The organism is Vibrio phycocola (genome assembly GCF_053850235.1).
On sequence record NZ_JBSQDJ010000012.1, the window covers coordinates 88,822 to 113,150 of the forward strand.

Genomic DNA, 24,329 nt, shown 5'->3' on the forward strand with positions numbered 1-24,329 from the left:
CAATTTGTGAGTTAGGTGTTGCTCTATTGTTACTCCCTACAAAATCAAAAAAAACATAAAAACCAAACAATAAGGACTAACAAGATAAATAATACATAAAAACAACACAAAAGCAGTATATAAAGCTTAAAAATAAATTAAATACAAACAAAAACACCAAAAACATACCGATTAGCCCTTAGCATTTTAATATATTACCATTCAACTCTCATAAAGATGAATATATCGATAAACAAAAACATAACAAAAATTTAACACTTATTTTATTGTTACAGGGAAAATTAAATGCAATCACTAATCGATTTCCTTAATGGAATAATATGGAGCCCAGCGTTGATTTACCTCTGCTTGGGTGCAGGACTGTTTTACTCAATCGCAACCCGGTTTGTGCAAATCCGCCATTTTTCAGAGATGATTCGCCTACTCTTCGTTGGTAAGAAGTCGGACAAAGGTATCTCTTCTTTTCAAGCACTCGCCGTTTCTCTCTCTGGTAGAGTTGGTACTGGTAATATCGCTGGGGTTGCAGCAGCAATCGGTTTCGGTGGTCCAGGCGCTGTTTTTTGGATGTGGGTGGTAGCCTTTTTAGGAGCCGCAACCGCGTATGCAGAATCAACGCTGGCTCAAATCTACAAGGAAGAAGATGATGGCCAATATCGTGGTGGCCCAGCTTACTACATAGAAAAAGCCATGGGACAAAAATGGTACGCTTGGATTTTTGCCATTGCTACGATCATCGCATGTGGAATCATGCTTCCTGGAGTTCAATCAAATAGTATAGGTAATGCTGTCGAACAAGCGTTTGGTGGCGGCGAACTCGTTGAAACCGCGATTGGAACCTTCAGTTTCGCGAAGGTATTAACCGGTACAATTATCTCGATCGTGTTGGCATTTATTATCTTTGGTGGTGTAAAACGAATTGCGAGTGTCACGCAAATCATCGTTCCCTTTATGGCTCTTGCGTATATTGTGACGGCATTTGTCATTATTTTGCTGCACATTGGTCAAGTTCCAGACGTGTTTGCGATGATAATTGGAGACGCATTTACCCCAATGGCAGGCTTTGGTGCAGCCATTGGTTGGGGTGTAAAACGAGGAGTCTATTCAAATGAAGCAGGTCAAGGTACAGGGCCACATGCCGCCGCAGCAGCTCAAGTCGATCACCCAGCTCAGCAAGGGCTAGTCCAAGCATTTTCAATCTATATTGATACTTTGCTGGTCTGTTCTGCAACCGCATTTATGATCATCATTACCGGTTCATATAACGTACATGGTCCTGAAGGCAGCTTCTTAATTCAGCACTTGCCAGCAGATATTGCAGCAAATAGCCCTATCTTTACCCAATATGCTATCGAAAGTGCATTACCGGGTGTGGGGAAAACATTTGTTGCTGTCGCACTGTTTTTCTTTTCATTTACCACGATACTGGCCTATTACTACATTGCCGAAACCAATATCGCCTACATTCGTCGTACATTTAAAATTGATGGATTAACCTTTATCCTTAAAGTCATTATGTTAATCGCTGTATTTTACGGTGCAATTAAAACGGCTAACCTTGCATGGGCAATGGGTGACGTTGGTGTTGGTTTAATGGCATGGCTTAATATTATTGGCATTCTGATTATCTTCTTCCTAAATAAACCAGCAATGTCTGCATTGAAGGATTATGAAGATCAGAAAAACCGAGGGGTTGAAGAGTACACCTTTGATCCTCAAAAATTAGGTATTAAAGGTGCAACTTACTGGGAAGAGCGACTTAAAAAATCCAAAGCGAGTAAGAAAAATAAAAAACATCTTTACTATTAACTAAGGTCACACGATCAAAAAAGGTTAGCGAATTCGCTAACCTTTTTAGTTTTTACCCGCCCTAGCCTTTCTATTCAGAATTAACGCAAGGTCTAAGAATTAGGGGGATTACGCAATAACAGCTTCTACTTCTTTAGCTAATTTTTTCTTTTCGCCAATCGGAAGAATAGTACGACCGTACTCAGCGTTAAGTACTTGAGCCAAACCAAAATACATTGCGCTCAAACCACAGAAAATACCTTCAAAACCAGCAATAACACCAATCTCTTCGTTACCGGTGAAATCGCGAATAGCAAGTAAAGCAAAAAGAACAGTTAGCGAACCAAATACAACTTGTTTTGCAAATGCGTAACGAAGTGAACCAATAAATAGGAAACCTGTAAAAATGCCCCATAGTGCTAAGTAGCATCCCATAAAGCTAGCAGAACTTGGCGCTGCTAAACCCATTTTAGGCATTACGATTAAACCAACAAGCGTTAACCAAAATAGGCCGTAAGATGTAAACGCCGTGGTACCAAATGTATCACCACGTTTGAAACACATCATGCCAACTAAAATTTGTCCTAAGCCACCATAGAAAATACCCATAGCTAAGATCATAGAATCAATTGGAAAAAAGCCTGCATTGTGGATGTTAAGCAGAACGGTGGTCATACCGAAACCCAAAAGACCTAGTGGAGCTGGATTGGCTAGATTAGTCGACATCGTAAATTACCTATAAAAGTTAAAGAGCCTAAGTGAATGCTCTCATCATCAGAAAGCAAAAAATTTTTAATAAACTAAAGTATATTTGAAAATCGGGCGGGATTATAAAGACAATATGTTATGTGCGCTAGCGTTATTTTTGCTCAAATAGTATTTTTTAACCATTCGGTTTCATATTATGCAATGACTCAATATAGCCGAGTGGCTTATACGTTGATATTTATTACATAGCAGAGTCCGCAGCGGAATTTACCACCTTGCATCGAAGCAAAAATAATATATTGATAGATAAAGGGTTTATAGAAACAGATTGCACATCTAGGTGAGAATAAGTGAATGGTGATCAACCGCTATGTCGATCAAAAGTACCTTTGGGCAAATGGCCAAAGTATTCGAAACAAAGCATTTGTAAGAAATCAGTTTTTGTTTATGGATTAGAGAAGAGTGGATAACTAAAGCAAGTTAAGGCTATAACATTTAAGAGATACTCGACTATTTAGCCCTTAAATTAACAAGGGCACCAATACGATCTTGGCGCCCTTTTATTTACAAATTCACCGCACTTAATTTCCTATTAGTGCTGGGATGCCAGGTAACTGTCCAACAATGGCAAGTGAACCAACACAAATCACAAAAGCTAAGCCAGGGATTAAATACTTATCTTTCGCCGACAGCGTTTTTGCTCGCTCGTGATCACCAATCAGCCCCATATTATCAAGCAGCATAGTCGTTGCCCAACCAAACACAGGGTTCACAAAAGCACACGCAAAGATACAAATACCGGCACTTAGCGAGTCTTTGTGTTTATGAATCATCTGCATGCCTGCTTCCAATAACGGCAAGAAAACACCAACAATTAGAGCTACACGAAGAACAGGTTCCCACATTGCTAAATCCATTGGGTAACCAATCACCGAAGCAAGAATACACATAATACCCGTCAGGATTGCCCCACCTGGAATTGGACGTTTAGCAATCGCAGCTGGGATCATATAAGTCCCCCAAGATGACGCTAAGTTACCACCACCTAACAGTGTACCAACACCTTGACGAACCGATGCAACCATCATGGTATCGTCTACGTCCATCAATACACCTTTAGCATCTTTCGGGTAGTTAAGCTCTTGGAACACTCGGTGACCAAGATAATCTGGAGACCACATAGCAACAGCAAGTATCGCGAATGGTGTCACAGCAATGAAGTGCTCTAGATTAGGCCAGCCTAACTGCCAACCTGTATCTTCACCCCACCAATAAAATGGACTGAAGTGTGGTAGACCAGGCTCTGTGGTAAAGGCAAATTCAGCGCCCATAACATACGCAACAATTCCGGCAATTAATGAACACAGTGGAATTGCTAACCAACGCTTATTAACCTTTGCTAGATACGCATAAATCAACACTGTAACTCCGATTACAGCGAATGAAATATAACCTTGATCACTGCTCGAAGCCCAAGCTTCTGTTTTATTAATTTGGCTAATTAACCCGACAGCGCCTAAGTAAATCAATAGGCCGCCTCTCACCCCAACACCCGTTAGTGTCATGAGCTTCGAACCACCTTTGGTCCACGCCAGAATCAAACCAAATAGACACACCATAACCCCGAGAGCCAATGGGTGCCCACCAGCAGCCGCAATCAACGGAATTAGTGGAATCATTGGCCCATGCGTTCCCGCGAGGTTAGCGTTAGGGTTTAAAATGGCAGAGAATAAAATAACAAAGAGCACACCCGCAATGAGTAGCTCGTAACGTACGTTTTCAGCAACGAATTCCGGCGATAAACCAAATTGAGCGGCAAATACTGCGACCATTGCCGTTACCATAACCACTTTACCGATTGTTGCAGCAAGTGCTGGTACCCAGTCTTCTATTTCAATACTGTAATCGCGTGAAGGAAGGTGTACTCCCCAACGGCGAAAGTTCATAATTTTCAGGTCATGATTGAGAAACTCTTCTCGACTCTCAAACTCTTTTGCCTTACGGCGCATATCTCTATAAAAAGTCTTACTTTTTTTAGACATCTAAACATTCCTTTTGGAATTACGGAACAAACCTAACACGCTCACTCTCCACTTAAGCTTGGTATACTAACCTTCGATCAGTAAGAAGCGACATCCCAGACGCTACCAAGCATCTCTATCAAAAAATAAAGAGGGAAAAGAACGGTTGGCTTTTCACGAATATGAATAACAGGAAGAAATACCTTCCACACAAGTAATGATTTTCAAAAAATCATGGCTAGCTTATTAAATCATTCATATGACTTATTGATTTAGGATAACTAATCAAAAAACTATCGGTGTAGTGTTAACATTTTGATTTGAGTTGTTACCTAGCGCACATTTTTGAGAGTTTTATCAATAATAGATTTGAGATGAATAATCGTTATGAAAATCACTGAACATGCAGATCGTACCGAACAACTCTTTGGTATTCGCGGCGAAGACATTCACAAATGGATTGACAGTTTTTTCGATCATGAAGGAAACGATCACTCATTAAGAATGGCAGAGGATATGGATTACGACCCATACGACCACCGCCAATTTCGCCACTGTAAGGAAGCTCTGGGTGAAGCGGTTAGAGAATTTGGTGACCGTTACACAACGCAACAAATAAAGAATGTTTTCGAAACCCATATACGCGATGACTATGAAGGGTATCTACCTTCTCGAGCAGATTTCAGAAATGGCACATTCACCTCAAAATACCATGATGCCACTCATACTCAGGCTCTAAGCGAAGTGCTTGATGCTAAAGAGCTTGCGGACTATTTCAGTGGTTTACATGCATCTCAACAGGAGAGCCAATCTTCATTTCGCAGTTTCAGTTTTCGGATTGTATTCCCTACCATCGCAGCGATCATCCTATTCATAACCTCAGTTATTTATATTATCGTCCCTCTCCTAGAAGAGTCGATGGTGAACCAAAAACGTCAAATGCTAGAAGAGTTAACCTCAACCGCAGTAAGCATCATTGACAGCTACGTCGCCTTAGAGCAAAGAGGATTGTTAACCTTAGAAGAAGCGCAATCTCAAGCCGCAACAGACATTAAAGCGATGCGCTATGGTCCTGAAAATAAAGACTATTTCTTTATTACAGATATGCACCCAAAAATGGTCATGCACCCCTACCGCAACGATTTAACTGGCCAGGATTTAACCCATTATCGAGATAGTGAAAATACCACTGGGTTCCCTGTATTTTTAGAAATAACAAAGTTGGTTAAAGCACAGCAACATGGATACCTTGAGTATCAATGGCAGTGGAAAGATGAACCCAACACAACAGCGCCCAAAATCACGTACGTTGAAGGCATCGAAGAGTGGCATTGGATTGTGGGCACCGGTGTATATTTTGAAGATGTACAACAAGGGATCAAGCGCTTTGAAAACATGCTATATCGAGTATTTCTAGTGATTACACTCGGTCTAGTGGGCGTGATGGGATATGTTATCTATCAATCTAGAGTCATTGAGACTAGGAAAAAACGGGCAGAAGTAGCCTTACATGAAGCGAAAGACCGCTATCGAGCTCTCGTTGAGTCCTCAAACGAAGGGTATATTCTTGAAGCCGATGGCAAGATAGTCTTCTCTAATAGTCGCCTACATCAACTATTAGGCTACTCCGACACCGAACTTAAATCTCATTCTATCTGGAAGAACCTCTTCACTGAGCATCCACAGAATACCAAAGTGCTCAATCACCTTTTAGAGCTATTCAATCACGCCTGTGAGCCAGGTGAATTTGAAGCCCAACTGAAAAGCAAAGGGGGGAAACCCCTTGATATTATCTTAAGTACTTCACGAATATTTTTATCTGAAAAACTTGGTCATGTGATTTCCTTTAGGCCCATCGTGCGCAAGATTTATGGCAGTAGCTTTGGCCCAGCAAACCAAGTGACCAATTACCAAAAAATGGGAGCGAACATCGTTGAAGACATTCAGCAAGGGAATAGCCACGGTAATGTCGTTGAATCATTAAATCAGCTACCGGATATGATTCGTGAAATGATCGAACTCGGCACACGCCCCGATTATCTTCGCCGCCTAATCGGAAGCACCTACGACGCCGCTATTTGTCGTTTCATTGAATTGACTATCGCCGATATTGGCGAGCCACCCGTCGCCTTTTCATTTATTTCTTTTGGCAGTAACGCTCGACACGACATGACCTTATTTTCCGACCAAGATAATGCGATTGTGTTCGATACACCCGATCAAGCGGATCTCAAATCGATCAGGCGCTACTTCTTACACCTTGCTGAGAAAGTCTGCGCAATGTTAGATCAAGCCGGATACAGCTATTGCGAAGGGCTTATCATGGCTTCCAATCATCAATGGTGCCTGAGCCAAAAGGAGTGGGAGGAGAACTTTAGCCTTTGGATAGAGCAAGCTTCCCCTGATTCTATTCTAGAGCTCAATGTGTTTTTCGATATTCGCTCTACATATGGTCAAGATGCGCTCGTTGATAATCTTCAATCTCACATACAGACTTGCCTCGCAACACACCCCGAATTTCTCGCTACTTACGCGCAGAACTGCTTGTCTTATGAGATTCCATTGGACAGCGAAAATCAGATAATCACCGAGTTATATGAAGGTAGAGCATCGTTAAACTTAAAAGACTGTTTACGACCAATGGAGATATTTTGTCGTATCTACGCACTAAAACATGATATTCGAGAAATCAACACCATGACGAGGTTAAAGCAGATGCTCGCCTTCAAGGAGATTGACCAGAAGACTTTCCGCGAAATGGTCTACATATTTGATCACGTTTGGCACCTTCGATTTATGAATCAAATCATCGAATATACCGACCTTCGACAAGTGAATGATATTTTAGCGATTGAGGATTTAACTCATTTAGAACGCGATAACCTTATCAATGTACTTAAGCGTATTTCGCAGTTTCATAAAAAAGTTGAGGATGATTTTTTGTAATCAAGGCGGTGAGAATGATGAAGCCCGAGAGACAGTGGCAGGTTTCATCGCTAAATACATCCTCGACTGAATAACTTTGTGACCATTAAATCTAACTGGTTTTTGCCCCATTGTGTGTTAATTCTCACATTACTCAAATTAACACACGTCTAAGAATATGCATTAAGTCTAGTATTTTGATGCACAGTTAATCGAAATAGAATACCATTCTTATTTATAAGGGCATTGTCGTCATTTTTCGGTATTCAGACCCACTAAATTGTTGTGATACTGAACTTTAGTGGATCTGTTTTTTAATTATATGGACATTGTCACGTGGACAATGTCCATATAACAACTGTTATGCAATAGCACAATGTTCACAATTAATTTATGGAAAGAAAATGGAAACAATAACAATTACAAGTGTTTTTAGCGCAATAATCGGTGCACTTTCAGGAAGTGTTGGTGCTGCATTATTAGGTGCAGCAATAGGTGCCGGAATTTCTGCAACACTTATTGTTCTCCATGAAACAAATCGAGAGAGGAAAAATAGAGCTCTTGATTTAATTCAAGAATATACATCACCAGACTATATTCAAATTCGGAACGATGCGGGGCAGGCGTTAAGAAAAGCATTTAATGATATTGAGAGTCCTTCTTGGGATAATCTTTACCACAATTTATCAACAGAAGAGTGGCAAAAAATTTCAAAAATTGAACATTTCTATAAAAAGTTAAATTTCATGGTTAGCATAAAGGAAGCTGATTCTAAATATATAGCAAAATACTTTGAAGTAGAGTTTTGGCATTGGCAAAACAGGTATTTTGGTAAAATTAACATCGCTTCAGGTAAGCCTGAGATGAGACTCGAGTTTCTAGCTGAGGTTATGAAGCAACCGAACATTGGAACTAAGACTTCTGAGTCGAGTCAAAATGCATAATAAGAGATTAAGATTTCAAGATACTTTTTAGTTTTTCAGAATCATTGTCATAACCAAGCTCGCTTCTGTCCAGAAAAATGTTACAGCTTCATCATGATCAGAAAAAACATAAAAAATGCCAGTCAGATTTTAAAACTGACTGGCATTCTATTTAGCTGAAAAAGCGGATTAGCTATTTATCGCTAGCCCTACTCCCACTCAATCGTTGCCGGTGGTTTGCCTGAAATATCGTAAACCACACGAGAAATACCATCGATTTCATTGATGATGCGGTTGGACACTTTACCAAGGAAATCATACGGTAGGTGCGCCCAATGAGCGGTCATAAAGTCGATGGTTTCAACAGCACGTAATGAGACAACCCAATCGTATTTACGACCGTCGCCCATAACGCCAACCGAACGTACTGGTAAGAATACGGTAAAGGCTTGAGAGACTTTGTTGTACAAATCAGCTGCGTGCAGCTCTTCAATAAAGATAGCATCGGCACGACGTAGTAAATCGCAGTACTCTTTCTTCACTTCACCAAGAACACGCACCCCTAGACCTGGCCCTGGGAATGGGTGGCGGTAAAGCATGTTATATGGCAAACCAAGCTCTAACCCAATCTTACGTACTTCATCTTTAAATAATTCACGTAACGGTTCAACCAAACCCATTTCCATATCATCTGGAAGCCCACCAACGTTATGGTGAGATTTGATTACATGCGCTTTGCCGGTCTTAGATGCCGCTGATTCGATCACATCAGGGTAGATAGTGCCTTGAGCAAGCCACTTAGCATTCTCTAATTTTTTAGACTCTTCATCGAATACTTCAACAAAAACGCGACCAATGATCTTACGTTTTGCTTCAGGTTCATCTTCGCCTTTAAGCTCAGATAAGAATCGGTCTTCAGCTTCGACTTTGATAATATTCAGCCCAAACTTATCGCCGAACATATCCATCACTTGCTCACCTTCATTCAAGCGAAGCAAACCATTATCAACAAAAACACACGTCAGTTTTGGACCGATAGCTTGGTGAACCAACATCGCAACAACCGATGAATCCACACCACCAGACAAACCAAGAATGACTTCATCATCGCCCACTTGCTCTTTTATGCGAGCAACGGCATCTTCAATAATAGAACTTGGTGTCCATAAACGATCACAACCACAAATGCTAAGAACAAAGTTCTCTAATAATCCTAAACCTTGCTTAGTGTGTGTGACTTCTGGGTGAAATTGAACGCCATAATATTTCTTCTCTTCATTCGCGATAATCGCAAATGGACAGCTGTCTGTCTGACCAACAACAGAAAAGTCTTCAGGAATTGCGACAACTTTATCACCATGGCTCATCCAAACATCGAGCAGTGGAGAATTCTCCTCCGTCAATGCGTCTTGAAGGCCTTTCAACAAAGAAGATTCAGTAACCACTTCGACTTGAGCATAGCCAAACTCACGCTCATCAGAACCAGAAACTTTGCCACCTAGCTGCTCAGCCATGGTTTGCATGCCGTAACAGACACCTAGTAGTGGTACACCTGAATCGAACACATATTGTGGTGCACGTGGTGAGTTCTGCTCAGTAACACTTTCTGGGCCACCTGAAAGAATGATCCCGTCTGGGTTAAATTCGCGGATATCCGCTTCTTCAACATCCCAGCTCCAAAGTTCACAGTAAACCCCGATCTCACGTACACGGCGAGCAACGAGTTGAGTATATTGAGAACCGAAATCTAGGATAAGAATTCGTTGGTCATGAATGTTCTTAGTCATTTGAGGCCATCTTTAAATAGTGATAGAAGGAAAGAAATAAAATCTGAGGCGAGTCTACCCGCCTCATTATTCATCATCAAGCAAAAAAGCAAACGTTTGCTACTTGCTTAGCCGCGTTGGTAGTTAGGTGCTTCTTTAGTGATTTGTACATCATGAACGTGAGATTCTTGAATACCTGCACCAGAGATTCGAACAAACTCTGCTTTAGTACGTAAATCTTCAACCGTAGCCGAGCCAGTTAAGCCCATACATGAGCGTAGCCCACCCATTTGCTGGTGAATAATTTCTTTCAAGCGGCCTTTGTATGCGATGCGACCTTCGATTCCTTCAGGAACCAATTTGTCTGCTGCATTATCAGTTTGGAAATAGCGATCTGACGATCCTTTAGACATCGCGCCTAAAGAGCCCATTCCACGATAAGATTTGTAAGAACGGCCTTGGAACAGAATCACTTCACCCGGTGCTTCTTCAGTACCGGCGAACATTGAACCAACCATGACACACGAAGCACCTGCTGCAATCGCTTTACTGATATCACCAGAGAAACGGATACCACCATCGGCAATAACAGGAACGCCATATTCATTCGCCACTTCTGCGGCATCTGAAATCGCAGTAATTTGTGGAACACCAACACCGGTAACAATACGAGTTGTACAGATTGAGCCAGGGCCAATACCTACTTTAACAGCACTTACGCCAGCTTCGATCAGTGCACGAGCACCTTCACCTGTCGCAACGTTACCACCGATAATTTGCAAATCTGGGTAGGCTGCGCGAGTTTCACGAATTCGTTGTAAAACGCCTTCTGAATGACCGTGTGAAGAGTCGATAAGTAAAACATCAACGCCCGCTTCAGCAAGAGCAGCAACTCGCTCTTCATTTCCAGCAGCAGCGCCAACTGCAGCGCCAACTCGAAGGCGACCTTGCTCATCTTTACATGCATTAGGCTTACGTTCTGCTTTATGGAAATCTTTCGCGGTAATCATACCGGCAAGTTTGAAGTCTTCATTCACAACAAGAACTTTTTCAACACGAGCGTCGTGCATTTTCTCTTGTACTTCTTCTGGAGATGCACCAACCGTTACCGTAACCAAGTCTTTTTTTGGCGTCATAACGTCGGCAACTTTTTTCTGCAGTTCGGTTACAAAGCGAATATCACGACCCGTAATAATACCAACAAGTTCTTGGCTTTGATTAACAACAGGGAAACCAGCAAAGCCATTTTTCTCAGTTAACGCGATAACGTCGGCAATAGTTGCTTCAGGGTTAACGGTAATTGGGGAGGTCACCATACCAGCTTCGAAAATCTTCACTTGGTGAACTTGATGAGCTTGCTCTTCAATCGACATATTCTTATGAATAAAGCCGATACCGCCTTCTTGAGCTAATGCGATCGCTAAACGAGCCTCTGTCACTGTATCCATCGATGCAGAAATCATTGGGATATTTAACGTAATGGTTTTTGTTAACTGTGTGCGAAGTTCCGCGGTATTAGGAAGTACCGTAGAATGAGCGGGGACGAGTAACACGTCATCAAAAGTAAGAGCTTCTTTGGCGATTCGTAACATTTGCAATATCTCACAACCAAGGGGGTTAAAAAGAACAAAAATCCAATCTATGTCGCTAAAGTAACGATACGTTTTGGATTTGATATTGCGGACGGATTATACATTTGCAATATCAGTTTTACTACACATATTTTAAATTTTTATTTGCATTACCCCCCTTGATATGTATTATATTGCCGCTACTTTCCATCCTTTCGGCCTCAATACTCGCTGTGCTTTCTTCAAGAAACGAAAATATTTTTACTGTCTCTCGCCTCAATGCAGAAGTGCGTTTGCTCCTTGAAAATGAAATGGGCATCGTCTGGTTGATAGGTGAAATTTCTAATTTTTCCGCTCCCGTTTCTGGCCATTGGTACCTCACTCTAAAAGACTCTCGTGCTCAAGTGAAATGTGCGATGTTTCGTGGGAATAACCGCTCAGTCACTATAAAACCTAAAAATGGACAACAAGTTTTAGTTAGAGCTCGGTTATCGCTATATGAACCAAGAGGTGATTACCAACTGATCATCGAAAGTATGCAACCAGAAGGCGATGGTTTATTACAACAGCAATTTGATGAGTTAAAAATGAAGCTTGCAGCCGAAGGGTTGTTTGCTCAAGGTAATAAGCAGCCATTACCAGAGAACCCAAATTGTGTTGGTCTCATTACGTCGAAAACCGGCGCGGCGCTCTACGATATCCTCGATGTGCTCAAACGACGCGACCCTTCTCTTCCCGTTATTATCTATCCAACAATGGTACAAGGAGAGCAAGCCGCCTTTTCGATTGCGCAAACCATAGGCAGAGCAAATGAGCGCAATGAATGTGATGTATTGATCGTTGGGCGTGGTGGCGGCTCTTTAGAGGATTTGTGGTGTTTTAACCATGAAATTGTTGCACGCACGATTGCTTCAAGCCAGATTCCTATCGTTAGTGCTGTGGGACATGAGGTCGATGTAACCATTTCTGATTTTGTTGCCGACGTTAGAGCGCCAACACCCTCTGCAGCTGCCGAACTTGTAAGCCGAGACAACAGTCACAAGTATGCGAACTTTACGCATTATCAGCAGAAATTGAATTCTGCCGTTCGCCACTACCTAAGTAATCGACTACGCCAATCTCAGCGTCTACAAGCAACACTAGATCGACAACACCCTAAATATCGTTTACAGCGTCAAGTGCAACAGCTCGACGAACTTAGCCTACGTATACGTCGCGCTATCGAGCGGATCCTTAATCGACATTCTCAAAGCTTAGATCGATTAAACTATCAGTTAAAAATTCAATCTCCGCAAAAGCGCTTGAACCAAGAAAGCCACTCACTTACTCAACGTGAACAACGCTTGATTGATTCGATGAACACTCAGCTTATCAATGCAAAACATCAACTCGCTCTTTCGGTAGAAACCTTAGATGCGGTTAGCCCACTTGCAACCTTAAAACGCGGCTATTCAATCACCCAAAATGAAAAAGGCCAACTCGTTACCCAAGCTAGCCAAGTCTCTTCTGGTGATAAACTGATTACACGATTAATTGATGGTGAAATTCATTCAACCATAGATTAAGCTTAATCCAACTTATTGAACTTAAAATGTATTTTTGATCTTGATTTCAATTCATTACAACTATTGCAAAAGTAGCCAGCGGCACCACACGCTTGTAATTTCTCAAGTTCAGCATCGCATTTAGGGCAATAACCAATTTTCTTGAAGTGGCTGTCACAGCTCGAGCAATGATATTCACCATCCCACTCAAGTTCCTTGTTACAACTAGGACAATGATTCTCACTCATTTTTTATCCTTTACTCTTTTACCTTTGAAAACTGTATTTATATTATTGCATCGGAAAAATAGCCAATATGATCTCTATCAGTTGGTCTCAGTTTAATCAGTAAATTGAAGAAAAAGATCGGATTGTGATAAAATAAGATCCTAATCTGATCTTCTGCTTTCAACCAACTGATCAGCGATCTACCCTAAAAAGAACATTTATATAACCACATACCGAAAGCATAAGTTACATGTGCTGTATTTGTATTTTACATGGTATAAAAACCTAAATGGTTATTTAAATATACACTTAACGATATTTTATAAATAGATCACAATCAAAAAACATAACAATGTAACTTGGATAGAGCAGAATTATGCTTCCTAAAGTAGCCTAAAAATAAAAAACCCAGACTAATTGGTCTGGGTTTTCTCACTATTTTTTGTTCCGATTCTGCATCATCGACATCAGCTTTTTGCGCTTTCTCTCTTGCGATAATGTCTTCTTCTCAGTTTTCATTTCGTAAGGATTCTCGCTGCTTTGGAAACGAATCTGAATTGGAGTACCCATGATTTCCAGAGATTTACGATAGTAGTTCATTAAATATCGCTTATACGAGTCAGGTAGCTCTTTCACTAAGTTTCCATGAACAACGATAATAGGAGGATTGTATCCACCAGCGTGAGCATATTTCAGCTTTACTCGGCGTCCACGAACCATTGGTGGTTGGTGATCATCTTTGGCCATCGTTAAAATTCGAGTCAAGATCGAAGTACTGACTCGTGTTGTCGCAGATTTATAGGCTTCTTCAACCGATTCAAATAAGTGACCAACACCAGTACCATGTAGTGCTGAGATAAAATGAATTCTAGAAAAATCGACAAAACCAAGTCGGCGATCCAATTCTTTTTTCACATTATCTTTTACGTCAGTATCTAATCCATCCCATTTATTAACAGCAATCACTATTGAGCGCCCTGCGTTTAACGTAAACCCAAGCAGGCTCAAATCTTGATCAGAGATATTTTCTCGCGCATCAATAATCAATAAAACAACGTTAGCATCTTCAATAGCTTTCAGCGTTTTTACCACTGAGAACTTTTCTACCGTTTCATTAATACGCTTACGACGGCGAACACCTGCGGTATCAATCAGGACATATTCGCGCTCATTCCGTTGCATAGGAATATAAATCGAATCACGGGTTGTACCCGGCATATCATAAACAATGACACGTTCTTCACCGAGAATACGGTTGGTTAGTGTTGATTTGCCCACATTTGGACGACCAATAATAGCGAGCTTAATTGGTTGATCTTGTAGGCGTTTATGCTCAGCTTCGGCTTCTTCTTCAGTATATTCATGGCTATCATCGAATTCGCTGTCTTCGATTCCGGTTAAATCTTGAAGCTCTTCAGCACGTGATGCTTGTATAAATGGGTTTAGTACATGTTCGATGAGTGCCGTAACACCGCGTCCATGAGCGGCCGCAATATGATACATCTGGTCCATACCCAATTGCCAAAAATCAGCACCAGCCTGATCAGCATCGATACCATCAACTTTATTGATAACAAGAAAAGAAGGTTTGTCGGTTTGACGAAGATGTTGTGCGATAGCTTGATCGGAGGCGGTTAAACCAGCTCGGCCATCAACAAGAAATAACACGATATCCGCTTCTTCCATTGCAAGAAGCGATTGTTTGGCCATTTCCGATTCAACGCCCACTTCATCACCATCAATACCACCAGTATCAATGACAATATAGTCTTGCTCTTCCAACTTCGCTTGACCGTACTTACGATCTCGCGTCAGTCCAGGAAAGTCTGCTACCAATGCATCTCGTGTCCGAGTTAATCGGTTAAAAAGTGTTGATTTACCAACATTGGGTCGACCAACGAGTGCGATAACAGGAACCATAATAACCTCTAGAAAATCTATAAATCTGAATATGTCTTAGACCTAAACTATGCGGCTATATTCCATCAATGGACCAGACGCAGGTATAAGATAATACTCTGTGATGCTAATTAAATTTTTAACAACATGATAAATGATAAATACATATCAATAAAATGGCCCCTAACTGTTAACAGCCAGGAGCCTAGATCGGGAGTATATCACGAAATATTATTCGATCGTCAGTTTCTTAACATCACCATTTCGGGTAATCACTAAGTAACCATCTGGCAATTCAATTGGTGCCACGGCTAATCCACTTTCGTCGATAAACTGGCGAGCAACAAAATTCCCGGTCGAACGCTCCAACCAATATAGATAACCTTCACTATCACCAACAACTAAATAATCGTTGAGGACAACAGGATTGGTCAATAAACGGTTTTCTAACTCTTTATTCGTCCAAAGTTCAGCACCACTGCGCGAATCAACCGCGACTAGATGATCGTGGTCGGCCACAATGAAAAGTCTGCCGCCATCGGTTGCCATATCGGATGCTGATGAATATGGACGTTTCCAAGACACTTTACTACTTCGTAGATCAACCGCAACTAACTGCCCGTTGTATCCAATAGAGTATAATATTCCGCCAATAGCCAATGGGCTTGAGTCTACATCGACTAAACGTTCAATTTCTGTCGCACCTTTTGGTGTTCCCACCGTTTGTTGCCAAATCATTTGACCGTGCGATGAAATGGCAGCAGCTAAACGTCCATTTGGTGTTCCCCAGAAAATCCCACCGGATAAAGCAAGAGGTGAACTGTCACCACGTAAAGTCAGATTAGGCACTTCAGATGCGATAGTCCAACGCTGAGCACCCGTCGTTTGGTCAAGAGCTATTAACGTACCTTCACTGGTATTCACAATAACTAAACCTGCGTCAATTGCAGGAGTAGAAAGAACTTCGCCGGAAACTTTACTCTTCCACGTCGCCTCTCCAGTCAGAGCGTTAATGGCGTAAACCACGCCGTTTTCGCTTCCAATATATAAAGTATTACTGGAAACACTGATTCCGCCGGATAACCGAGGGACGCTCTCTGAATCGATCTTAGTCTTCCAAATTGTCTTACCGTCGCTTGGTGAAATAGCTTTCACCTCACCGTTTCTACTTGCCAAATAAATTCTTTCATAGGCGTAAACTGGCTTCAATTTGGAATAGTAGTGTTCGACACCGTCACTAATGCTAGTGTGCCAAAGCTCAGTTGGCAAAAACTTGCTATTAACCTCTGGTACTGGAACCATAACAACGGTGTCCGTTTCACTAGAACATCCAACTACAGCGCCAGTAATCGTCGCGACGACGAATAGATGTTTCAACCATCTAGTCATGCTTTGCCCTTATTTAGCGAGATCATCTAGTTTTAGTTTTAGCAACTGACTCGCATCATTTTCTTGCTGTGCTTGTGTATAAGCAATATACGCAGCGTCTTTATCCCCTTGAGCCAACACGACATCGCCTTTTAATTCTAAGACTCGTCCTTGCCATCCCTCATGAGTTATTGCTTTAAGCTCTGCTAACGCTTTATCGTAATTAGTTTGCTCAGCAGAAATACGAGCGATACGATAACCAGCAATGGTTTTCAATGCTTCATCACCGCTGTTTGATTTAACCCACTCTAGTTGAACCAATGCTTGATCGAGCTCTTTTGCTTCGATTTGAGCCTTAGCCAACTGAATCGCAGCCAATGACGCATATTCAGAATCACTGTTCGAGTTAATAAATGTCTGAACACTTTCCTGTGCGGACGCGCCATTTTTGCCTAATTCAGCAATTGTAGATTCGTAGCTCTTTGACGCAGCTTCTCTCGCATCTTGTGTTGATGATTGATAAAAGTTCCAACCGCCAATCGCACTTAAACCGACTACAGTGCCAATAATCACGGCTTTGCCGTTTTCTTCCCACCAGCTTTTAATCGCTTCTACTTGTTGTTCTTCGGTATCGTAGAGTTCCACTTGGTGCCCTCTTTACGCAAATGATTATTGTGAACCTTATTGTCCACAACAGAAAATTAAATAATGGATTGTAGCTTAACGATGATCTCAGCTTGTTGCATCGTCTCTTGTTGGCCACCAACCAAGTCTTTATACACAACTGTATTATCGGCGACTTCATTTTCACCTAAAACCAATGCTACGGCTGATCCAACTTTATCGGCACGTTTAAATTGCTTCTTAAAGTTGCCACCACCACAGTGATTCATAATACGAATGCCAGGAATCGTACTGCGCAGCTCTTCCGCCAGTTTAAACCCAGCCGCTGTTGTTCCTTCGCCCGCGGTAACCATATAAACATCAACTTGACGACGAACACTGGCTTGGTTCAACGTTTCCATAAGGAGAACCAAACGTTCCAACCCCATTGCAAAACCAATTCCTGGGGTTGCTTTACCACCGAGTTGTTCTACCAATCCGTCGTAACGCCCGCCACCACATACTGTTCCTTGTGAACCTAAACTTTCAGTGATCCACTCAAATACGGTACGGTTATAGTAATCCAAACCACGAACGAGACGTTGATTTACTGTGTATTCGATACCAGCAGAGTCTAGAAGTTCACATAAATCAGAAAAATGCTGGCGAGAATCCGCATCAAGGTAATCACACAATTGCGGAGCATCACCTAATATGGCTTGAACATCCGGGTTCTTACTGTCTAAAACGCGTAGTGGATTGGTATACATGCGTCGCTTACAGTCTTCATCCAGAACATCCATATGTTGCTCTAAATAGGCAATTAACGCGACACGATATTCTTGACGTGCTTCTGAGGACCCAATCGAGTTGAGTTCAAGACGAACGTGTTCCGCAACGCCAAGCTCTTTCCAAATTCGAGCGGTTAGCATAATCAGTTCAGCATCAATATCTGGGCTTTCTACGCCAAAGACTTCTGCGCCACATTGATGAAATTGACGGTAGCGACCTTTCTGCGGGCGCTCGTGGCGGAACATAGGTCCAATATACCAAACTCGCTGTTCTTGATTATACAGAAGGCCGTTTTCGATACCTGCGCGAATACACCCAGCCGTACCTTCTGGACGAAGGGACAAGCTATCACCATTGCGATCATCAAAGGTATACATTTCCTTTTCAACCACATCAGTGACTTCACCGATCGCTCGGCAGAATAGGTTTGTCATTTCGACAATTGGCATCCGCATTTCACTGTAACCGTAAGACGCAATCACGCCTTTAACGACATTTTCTACTTTTTGCCAAAGTGGCGATTGAGATGGGAGGCAATCGTTCATGCCTCGAATTGCTTGAATAGTTTTAGCCACGTAAAGTTACCGTAAAATTAATGAGTTAATTGTCGTCGATCTGGTCAACTGGAATTTGATTGGATTGATCCATCATCGCGGCTTTTGCGCGAATTTTTGCCTCGAGGTTCGAGATCAGATCGTTATTATCAAATCGCTCTTTTTGACGCACACCATCGCTATAAAATGCACTTTTTCGATTACCACCAGCTAGACCAAGATGAGAGACTTCTGCTTCACCAGGGCCATTTACAACACAACCGATAATCGAAACATCCATTGGCGTCACGATATCTTCAAGTCGCTCTTCCAATGCATTTACTGTTGCTATTACATCAAATTCTTGACGAGAACAACTTGGGCAAGCAATAAAATTGATACCACGCGAACGGATTCGCAATGATTTCAAAATATCAAAGCCCACTTTAATCTCTTCCACTGGATCGGCTGCGAGCGAAACTCGTAACGTATCACCAATGCCTTCAGAAAGTAACATTCCAAGACCAACGGCTGATTTGACCGATCCTGCTCGTGCCCCGCCCGCTTCTGTAATACCCAAGTGTAAAGGTTGATCAATTTTCTGAGCGAGTAAACGATACGAGTCGACTGCGAGAAAGACATCGGAGGCTTTGACACTGACTTTAAATTGGTCGAAGTTAAGTCGATCTAAAATATCAACGTGTCGCATTGCCGATTCAACGAGTGCTTCAGGAGTTGGTTCACCGTATTTGACTTGAATCTCTTTCTCAAGAGAACCGCCATTAACCCCGATGCGAATTGGAATGCCTTTATCGCGGGCACAATCAACCACTGAACGGATCCGAGATTCGTTGCCAATATTTCCTGGGTTAATCCGCAGACAATCCACGCCATATTCAGCAACCTGAAGGGCGATTCGATAATCGAAATGAATATCAGCGATGAGCGGGATAGAAATTTGCTGCTTGATTTGTTTGAATGCTTCAGCTGCATCCATCGTCGGAACGGAAACACGAACGATGTCAGCGCCTACTTTTTCTAGAGCACGAATTTGAGCAACCGTAGCATCAACATCAGTTGTTCGAGTATTGGTCATCGATTGAACGGCAATGGGAGCACCATCACCGATCGGCACGTCACCCACGTATATACGTGTCGATTGGCGACGTTTTATAGGAGAGTTATGTGACATAATTTTATCTAGGGTAAGGTGAATCTTGCTACTTTACCAGAAGTATACCGAGAAAGGTCAACAGGTTCACTTGAATATGTCATAGAAACGGTTTCTGGCGCACCTAAAATCACTTTAAATGGTGCCTGACCATCTAAGCTAACCACTTGGTTCGGCTTTTTAGTGCCAACAGTCAACGTTTTTCCTGTCGCATCGATTATCTGAATCCAGCAATCGGCGCTAAATGTCATCACAATGCGTGAATCACTTGCTTCAGTGAGTTCCTTTAAAACTGCATCATTTGACGCTTCTGTAGAAAGGCTTTCTGTCGCTTGTTCTGAAATAACAGATTCCGGAGGATTCGATGACTCATCTCGGACAGGACCTTCAAAACTACCTTCTGTTTGTTCAACAGTAACAGCTTGAGATTCTACTGCTGGGTTTAATACTTCGGTATTCGTCGTTTTTACAATGTTATCTACTTCTTCTACGGCTGGTAATTCAACTTGGGCCGTTTGAGTGGCATTGGTATCAGATAATAGAGAATCGTTGGACTGATTTTGATACCACCAAATTGAAGAGATCCCAATAACAACGAATATGACTCCGAATGTAATGTAGTTAAGTCGGTTATTGTTGGCTTCATGTTTAGTACGTTCAGAAAAGCTTTTCATTTTCATGTCTACTTCTTGTGGAACTTCTCCACAATAAGAATCGTACGCCGCTAAAATCACATTTTCATCAGCACCAACAACACGCGCATACGATCTCAGGTAACCACGAATAAACGTCTTCTCTTTACCAATACTATCAAAGTCACTGTCATCTAACGATTGAATAACCGCTTCTCTTAGACGTAACTTTTCAGCCACATGTTTTCGAGTTAAGTTTTGTGACTCTCGTTTTTGCAAAAGCAATGTGCCCGGTTTCTCAACCACATGAATATGTGGCTTTATAACCTCAGGTTGCATATCTAGCAATTCATTATTCATTCGCAGTTTCTATCTCTTATTGGTGACGTCATAAGTATTCTGTATCGATTATTTATTTTTTTTATGCGGAGAATATTTATGAGTTCAAAATATTAATTTCTTAAACTGTTTATGCTTCAACCTTTTAAATATAGCTGAATTTAATATATTTGGTTATTCTAAAGATTAATTAGCGTTACACAACAGGAATACCGACATTTACAAGTCGGTGAATTAGATCTTTTTCACTATATTGACAGTTGTATATTTAAACAACTGCCTAGATTATGCAATACCCAAGTCTAAATCTGGATTTAATTGATTAATATACAGTTTTGACTGAAATATCGCTACCAGATACCTGTGTTTTAGTACGTTTTGTCCGATCGATGACATCTCCTACTAACTGACCACAAGCCGCATCAATATCATCTCCACGTGTTTTTCTCACTGTGACAGTATAATCGTGACTCATCAATGCTTTCATAAAACGGTCAATTCTAGAATTGCTTGGCTTTTTATAAGGGGATCCTGGATAAGGATTAAACGGAATAAGATTAATCTTACATGGTGTATCTTTCATGAGTTCTGCTAACTCATGAGCATGCTCTGTTCCATCATTAATATGATCGAGTAGTACATATTCTACCGTTACTTTGCCTCGATTAGCATTGGACGTTGCAATATAGCGGCGCACAGAACTTAAAAAGTCTTCGATATCCCAACGATCATTAATTGGCATAATCTCACTACGGAGTTTGTCATTCGGTGCATGCAATGAGATTGCCAACGCGACATCGATACGGTCAGTCATTTGGTCAAGACCCGACACCACACCCGATGTCGACACGGTAATGCGACGTTTTGATAAACCAAACCCCAAGTCATCGAGCATTATTTCTAATGACGGAATGAGGTTTTTCATATTAAGTAATGGTTCACCCATGCCCATCATTACAATGTTGGTAATAGGTCGACGCCCTGTTTCTTTCTGTAGACCAATTTCACGGGCAGCTCGCCAAACCTGTCCAATAATTTCAGACACTCTAAGGTTGCGATTAAATCCCTGTTGTGCCGTCGAGCAAAACTTACATTCCAACGCACACCCAACCTGTGACGAAACACAGAGTGTGGCACGATCTTCATCGGGAATGTAAACCGTCTCCACGTCTTGGTCGCCAACTTTCATTGCCCATTTTATCGTGCCATCTGTGGAGTGCTGTGCTTCAGAAACAGTAGGAGCGATTATTTCGCAGTGACGCATCAGTTTTTCACGTAACTTTTTGTTGATGTTACTCATCAGCTCAAAGTCATCGTAGCCAAAATGGTAGATCCACTTCATCACTTGATCAGCACGAAATGCCTTTTCTCCTAGCTCTTCAGAAAAAAACGTACGCATTCCTTCTCGATCAAAATCAAGCAAATTGACTTTACGAATAGTCATGAAACCTCACTACACCAAACACAAAATTAGGGCGCGAATTGTACAGCCTTTAAACACCGACAACAAGCGCTCGATTGGGTGAGAATTAACATGATATTGATTTAACTATAAATTCATTAGAAACGTGAATTTAGGAAGAAATAGGCTTCTGCTTTTTCTAGCAAAAGCCCATTCAATCGAGGTAAAGATTTAGGAGTTACTGGCGAGGACAGATTTCAGATTGTGGAAAAAAGAACTCGATTTCACGAGCTGCTGAAGCAGTACTGTCACTACCATGAACGGAATTTAAGCGCATGCTTATCGCATAATCAGCTCGGATAGTACCGCAAGCCGCTTCTTCTGGATTAGTTTTACCCATAAGTTCACGATAGCGGCTGATAGCATTTTCACCTTCAAGCACTTGAACCATTATTGGTCCAGATGTCATCAGCTCTTTTAGACCTTCAAAAAATGGTTTTCCTTCATGTTCAGCATAAAAGCTACTCGCTTGCTCTTCAGTAAGTTGAACCATTTTAGCCGCAATGATTTGCAAGCCAGCTTTTTCTATACGGTTATAAATTTCACCGACTAAATTACGCTTTACAGCATCAGGTTTTACAATTGAAAATGTTCTTTCTAGAGCCATATTATTCTATCCTTTTTATCGTTATTATTTAATGCTAACTATTTGATTATTCTTTTTTATCTATCCAATTTACTTAGCTAGGGTGTTGAGAATACCAGCCAAAGTTCGTATCCCTGTACCCGTAGCACCTGCAGCCCAACGCTCAGAAGCTGACTTACGGTAAGTCGCTGCACAATCAAAATGTAGCCAACCTTGTTGGTAGTTGTCCACAAAGTATGACAAAAATGCGGCAGCGGTCGTCGCTCCTGGTGAATAGTCACCGGAACTGATATTTGATAGGTCGGCAAAATTCGAAGGCAGCATATCACGATGGAATGGCTCTAGTGGCAAAGGCCATAATCCTTCGTTCTCTGATTTCGCGACTTTTAGCGCAGTCGATGAAAGCTTTTCATCGAAGCTAAACAACGCGTGATAATCATTGCCTAATGCATGTTTTGCAGAGCCCGTCAAAGTCGCGCAATCGATGATCAGTTTTGGATTTTGCTCACTCGCATAAATTAATCCATCTGCCAAAACTAGACGCCCTTCTGCATCTGTATTCATTATTTCAACGGTTTTCCCGTTTTTATACGTAATAATGTCGCCCAATTTCAACGCATGACCAGACACCATATTTTCAGCACAACATAGAACGAGTTTCACCCGTTGATTCAGACCGCGCATAATGGCTAGTGCAAGACCACCGGTTACAGTTGCAGCTCCTCCCATATCGGTTTTCATTGCGGTCATCATATTGGACGGTTTAAGGCTATAACCACCAGAATCAAACGTAATTCCTTTCCCAACCAAACATGCGGCAACGGGAGCATTCTCATCACCTGTTGGGTTGTAATCCAGCTGTAACATCGCAGACGTGCGCTCTGAACCACGTCCAACTGCAAATATCCCAGCCCAACCTTCGGTCAACAAATCTTTGTCTTTCACCACTTTAAACGAAACATGCTCAGGCGCGAGACTCTTAATAAATTCTGCTGCCATAGTGGCGAGCTGCCTTGGCCCAACTTCTTCAGCACTGCGATTAATAATGTCACATGTCCAATTTGCGGCTTTAATGCGAGACTCAAGTTCAACCGTTGCATTGGCGTCAAGATCACTCCACTCAAGCTTATTTAGTTTCTTTGCTTCCCGGTAACCTAGGTAAAAAGACCAAATCGATTCAAGATCCCACCCTTCCCCTGCCAATATGACATTGCGTAGTCCCTGAGAGTCAATTTTTCTTGCTGCTCGCTGAATAGTTTGAAGGCTTGGTTGCATGGAGCTAAGGTGAATAGTGGTGCCATTTTCTGAATATGAGACGATTGCCTTTTCACCCCATTGAGTCGGGGCTGATTTACGAGATAAATACACTGACATTTGTTGAGACATGGTTTCTCCTTGTCCATAGGTGGTGTTATTTTCACCATTAGATTCATACCATTACTTAATGATGTTGCATTATCAACGACAAATATGT

The 24,329-nt window shown here is 41.7% G+C and carries 18 protein-coding genes; 4 read left to right on the top strand and 14 right to left on the bottom strand.

All coding sequences use genetic code 11. The features are described from left to right. Positions 1 to 285: 285 nt before the first annotated feature. Positions 286 to 1,806, top strand: coding sequence for an alanine/glycine:cation symporter family protein (locus tag ACWU4D_RS15925; protein WP_456052434.1), 1,521 nt, complete (start codon positions 286 to 288; stop codon positions 1,804 to 1,806). A gap of 108 nt (positions 1,807 to 1,914) precedes the next feature. Here ACWU4D_RS15925 and ACWU4D_RS15930 read toward each other — a convergent pair whose 3' ends face one another. Both ACWU4D_RS15930 and ACWU4D_RS15935 read right to left on the bottom strand, forming a co-directional pair. Then, positions 1,915 to 2,511, bottom strand: coding sequence for an acetate uptake transporter (locus ACWU4D_RS15930; protein WP_456052435.1), 597 nt, complete (start codon positions 2,509 to 2,511; stop codon positions 1,915 to 1,917). Between the two features lie 563 nt (positions 2,512 to 3,074). After that, positions 3,075 to 4,535 (bottom strand): DUF3360 family protein, encoded by a 1,461-nt coding sequence (locus ACWU4D_RS15935; protein WP_456052436.1) that lies wholly within the window; start codon positions 4,533 to 4,535, stop codon positions 3,075 to 3,077. 366 nt (positions 4,536 to 4,901) lie between these two features. On the opposite strand from ACWU4D_RS15935, the gene ACWU4D_RS15940 reads away from it, so the two are divergent. Both ACWU4D_RS15940 and ACWU4D_RS15945 read left to right on the top strand, forming a co-directional pair. Beyond that, positions 4,902 to 7,460 (top strand): DUF294 nucleotidyltransferase-like domain-containing protein, encoded by a 2,559-nt coding sequence (locus ACWU4D_RS15940; protein ID WP_456052437.1) that lies wholly within the window; start codon positions 4,902 to 4,904, stop codon positions 7,458 to 7,460. 383 nt (positions 7,461 to 7,843) lie between these two features. Next, a complete protein-coding gene (locus tag ACWU4D_RS15945) occupies positions 7,844 to 8,383 on the top strand; it encodes a hypothetical protein (protein WP_456052438.1) in 540 nt (179 codons plus the stop codon). A 188-nt stretch (positions 8,384 to 8,571) separates the two neighbouring features. On the opposite strand, the gene guaA is transcribed toward ACWU4D_RS15945, so the two are convergent. Continuing rightward, positions 8,572 to 10,149: a glutamine-hydrolyzing GMP synthase gene (gene guaA / locus ACWU4D_RS15950; protein ID WP_456052439.1), complete on the bottom strand. Its 1,578-nt coding sequence runs from the start codon at positions 10,147 to 10,149 to the stop codon at positions 8,572 to 8,574. 107 nt (positions 10,150 to 10,256) lie between these two features. Beyond that, entirely contained in the window at positions 10,257 to 11,720 is a 1,464-nt protein-coding gene (gene guaB, locus ACWU4D_RS15955; protein WP_456052440.1) for an IMP dehydrogenase, read from the bottom strand. A gap of 212 nt (positions 11,721 to 11,932) precedes the next feature. Here guaB and xseA point away from each other — a divergent pair, with 212 nt between their 5' ends. Next, positions 11,933 to 13,264 carry an exodeoxyribonuclease VII large subunit gene (xseA, locus tag ACWU4D_RS15960; protein ID WP_456052493.1) on the top strand — a complete coding sequence of 444 codons (1,332 nt, stop codon included), beginning with the start codon at positions 11,933 to 11,935 and terminating at the stop codon, positions 13,262 to 13,264. 2 nt (positions 13,265 to 13,266) lie between these two features. On the opposite strand, the gene ACWU4D_RS15965 is transcribed toward xseA, so the two are convergent. The 10 genes from ACWU4D_RS15965 to pepB form a co-directional block, all read right to left on the bottom strand. Next, positions 13,267 to 13,491 (bottom strand): zinc ribbon domain-containing protein, encoded by a 225-nt coding sequence (locus ACWU4D_RS15965; RefSeq protein WP_456052441.1) that lies wholly within the window; start codon positions 13,489 to 13,491, stop codon positions 13,267 to 13,269. Between the two features lie 414 nt (positions 13,492 to 13,905). Further along, positions 13,906 to 15,390, bottom strand: a complete 1,485-nt coding sequence (der, locus tag ACWU4D_RS15970) for a ribosome biogenesis GTPase Der (RefSeq protein ID WP_456052442.1) — start codon at positions 15,388 to 15,390, stop codon at positions 13,906 to 13,908. 210 nt (positions 15,391 to 15,600) lie between these two features. After that, positions 15,601 to 16,758, bottom strand: a complete 1,158-nt coding sequence (gene bamB, locus ACWU4D_RS15975) for an outer membrane protein assembly factor BamB (RefSeq protein WP_456052443.1) — start codon at positions 16,756 to 16,758, stop codon at positions 15,601 to 15,603. 9 nt (positions 16,759 to 16,767) lie between these two features. Continuing rightward, entirely contained in the window at positions 16,768 to 17,382 is a 615-nt protein-coding gene (locus ACWU4D_RS15980) for a YfgM family protein (protein WP_456052444.1), read from the bottom strand. A gap of 56 nt (positions 17,383 to 17,438) precedes the next feature. Next, positions 17,439 to 18,707 (bottom strand): histidine--tRNA ligase, encoded by a 1,269-nt coding sequence (hisS, locus tag ACWU4D_RS15985; RefSeq protein WP_456052445.1) that lies wholly within the window; start codon positions 18,705 to 18,707, stop codon positions 17,439 to 17,441. Positions 18,708 to 18,732: 25 nt separating this feature from the next. Continuing rightward, positions 18,733 to 19,857, bottom strand: coding sequence for a flavodoxin-dependent (E)-4-hydroxy-3-methylbut-2-enyl-diphosphate synthase (gene ispG / locus ACWU4D_RS15990; protein ID WP_456052446.1), 1,125 nt, complete (start codon positions 19,855 to 19,857; stop codon positions 18,733 to 18,735). A gap of 8 nt (positions 19,858 to 19,865) precedes the next feature. Next, positions 19,866 to 20,828, bottom strand: coding sequence for a RodZ domain-containing protein (locus ACWU4D_RS15995; protein ID WP_456052447.1), 963 nt, complete (start codon positions 20,826 to 20,828; stop codon positions 19,866 to 19,868). A gap of 301 nt (positions 20,829 to 21,129) precedes the next feature. After that, positions 21,130 to 22,251 carry a bifunctional tRNA (adenosine(37)-C2)-methyltransferase TrmG/ribosomal RNA large subunit methyltransferase RlmN gene (locus ACWU4D_RS16000; protein ID WP_456052448.1) on the bottom strand — a complete coding sequence of 374 codons (1,122 nt, stop codon included), beginning with the start codon at positions 22,249 to 22,251 and terminating at the stop codon, positions 21,130 to 21,132. 196 nt (positions 22,252 to 22,447) lie between these two features. Next, on the bottom strand, positions 22,448 to 22,876 hold the full coding sequence (gene ndk / locus ACWU4D_RS16005) for a nucleoside-diphosphate kinase (protein WP_456052449.1): 429 nt from the start codon (positions 22,874 to 22,876) through the stop codon (positions 22,448 to 22,450). 69 nt (positions 22,877 to 22,945) lie between these two features. Then, positions 22,946 to 24,241, bottom strand: coding sequence for an aminopeptidase PepB (gene pepB, locus ACWU4D_RS16010; protein ID WP_456052450.1), 1,296 nt, complete (start codon positions 24,239 to 24,241; stop codon positions 22,946 to 22,948). Positions 24,242 to 24,329: the final 88 nt, after the last annotated feature.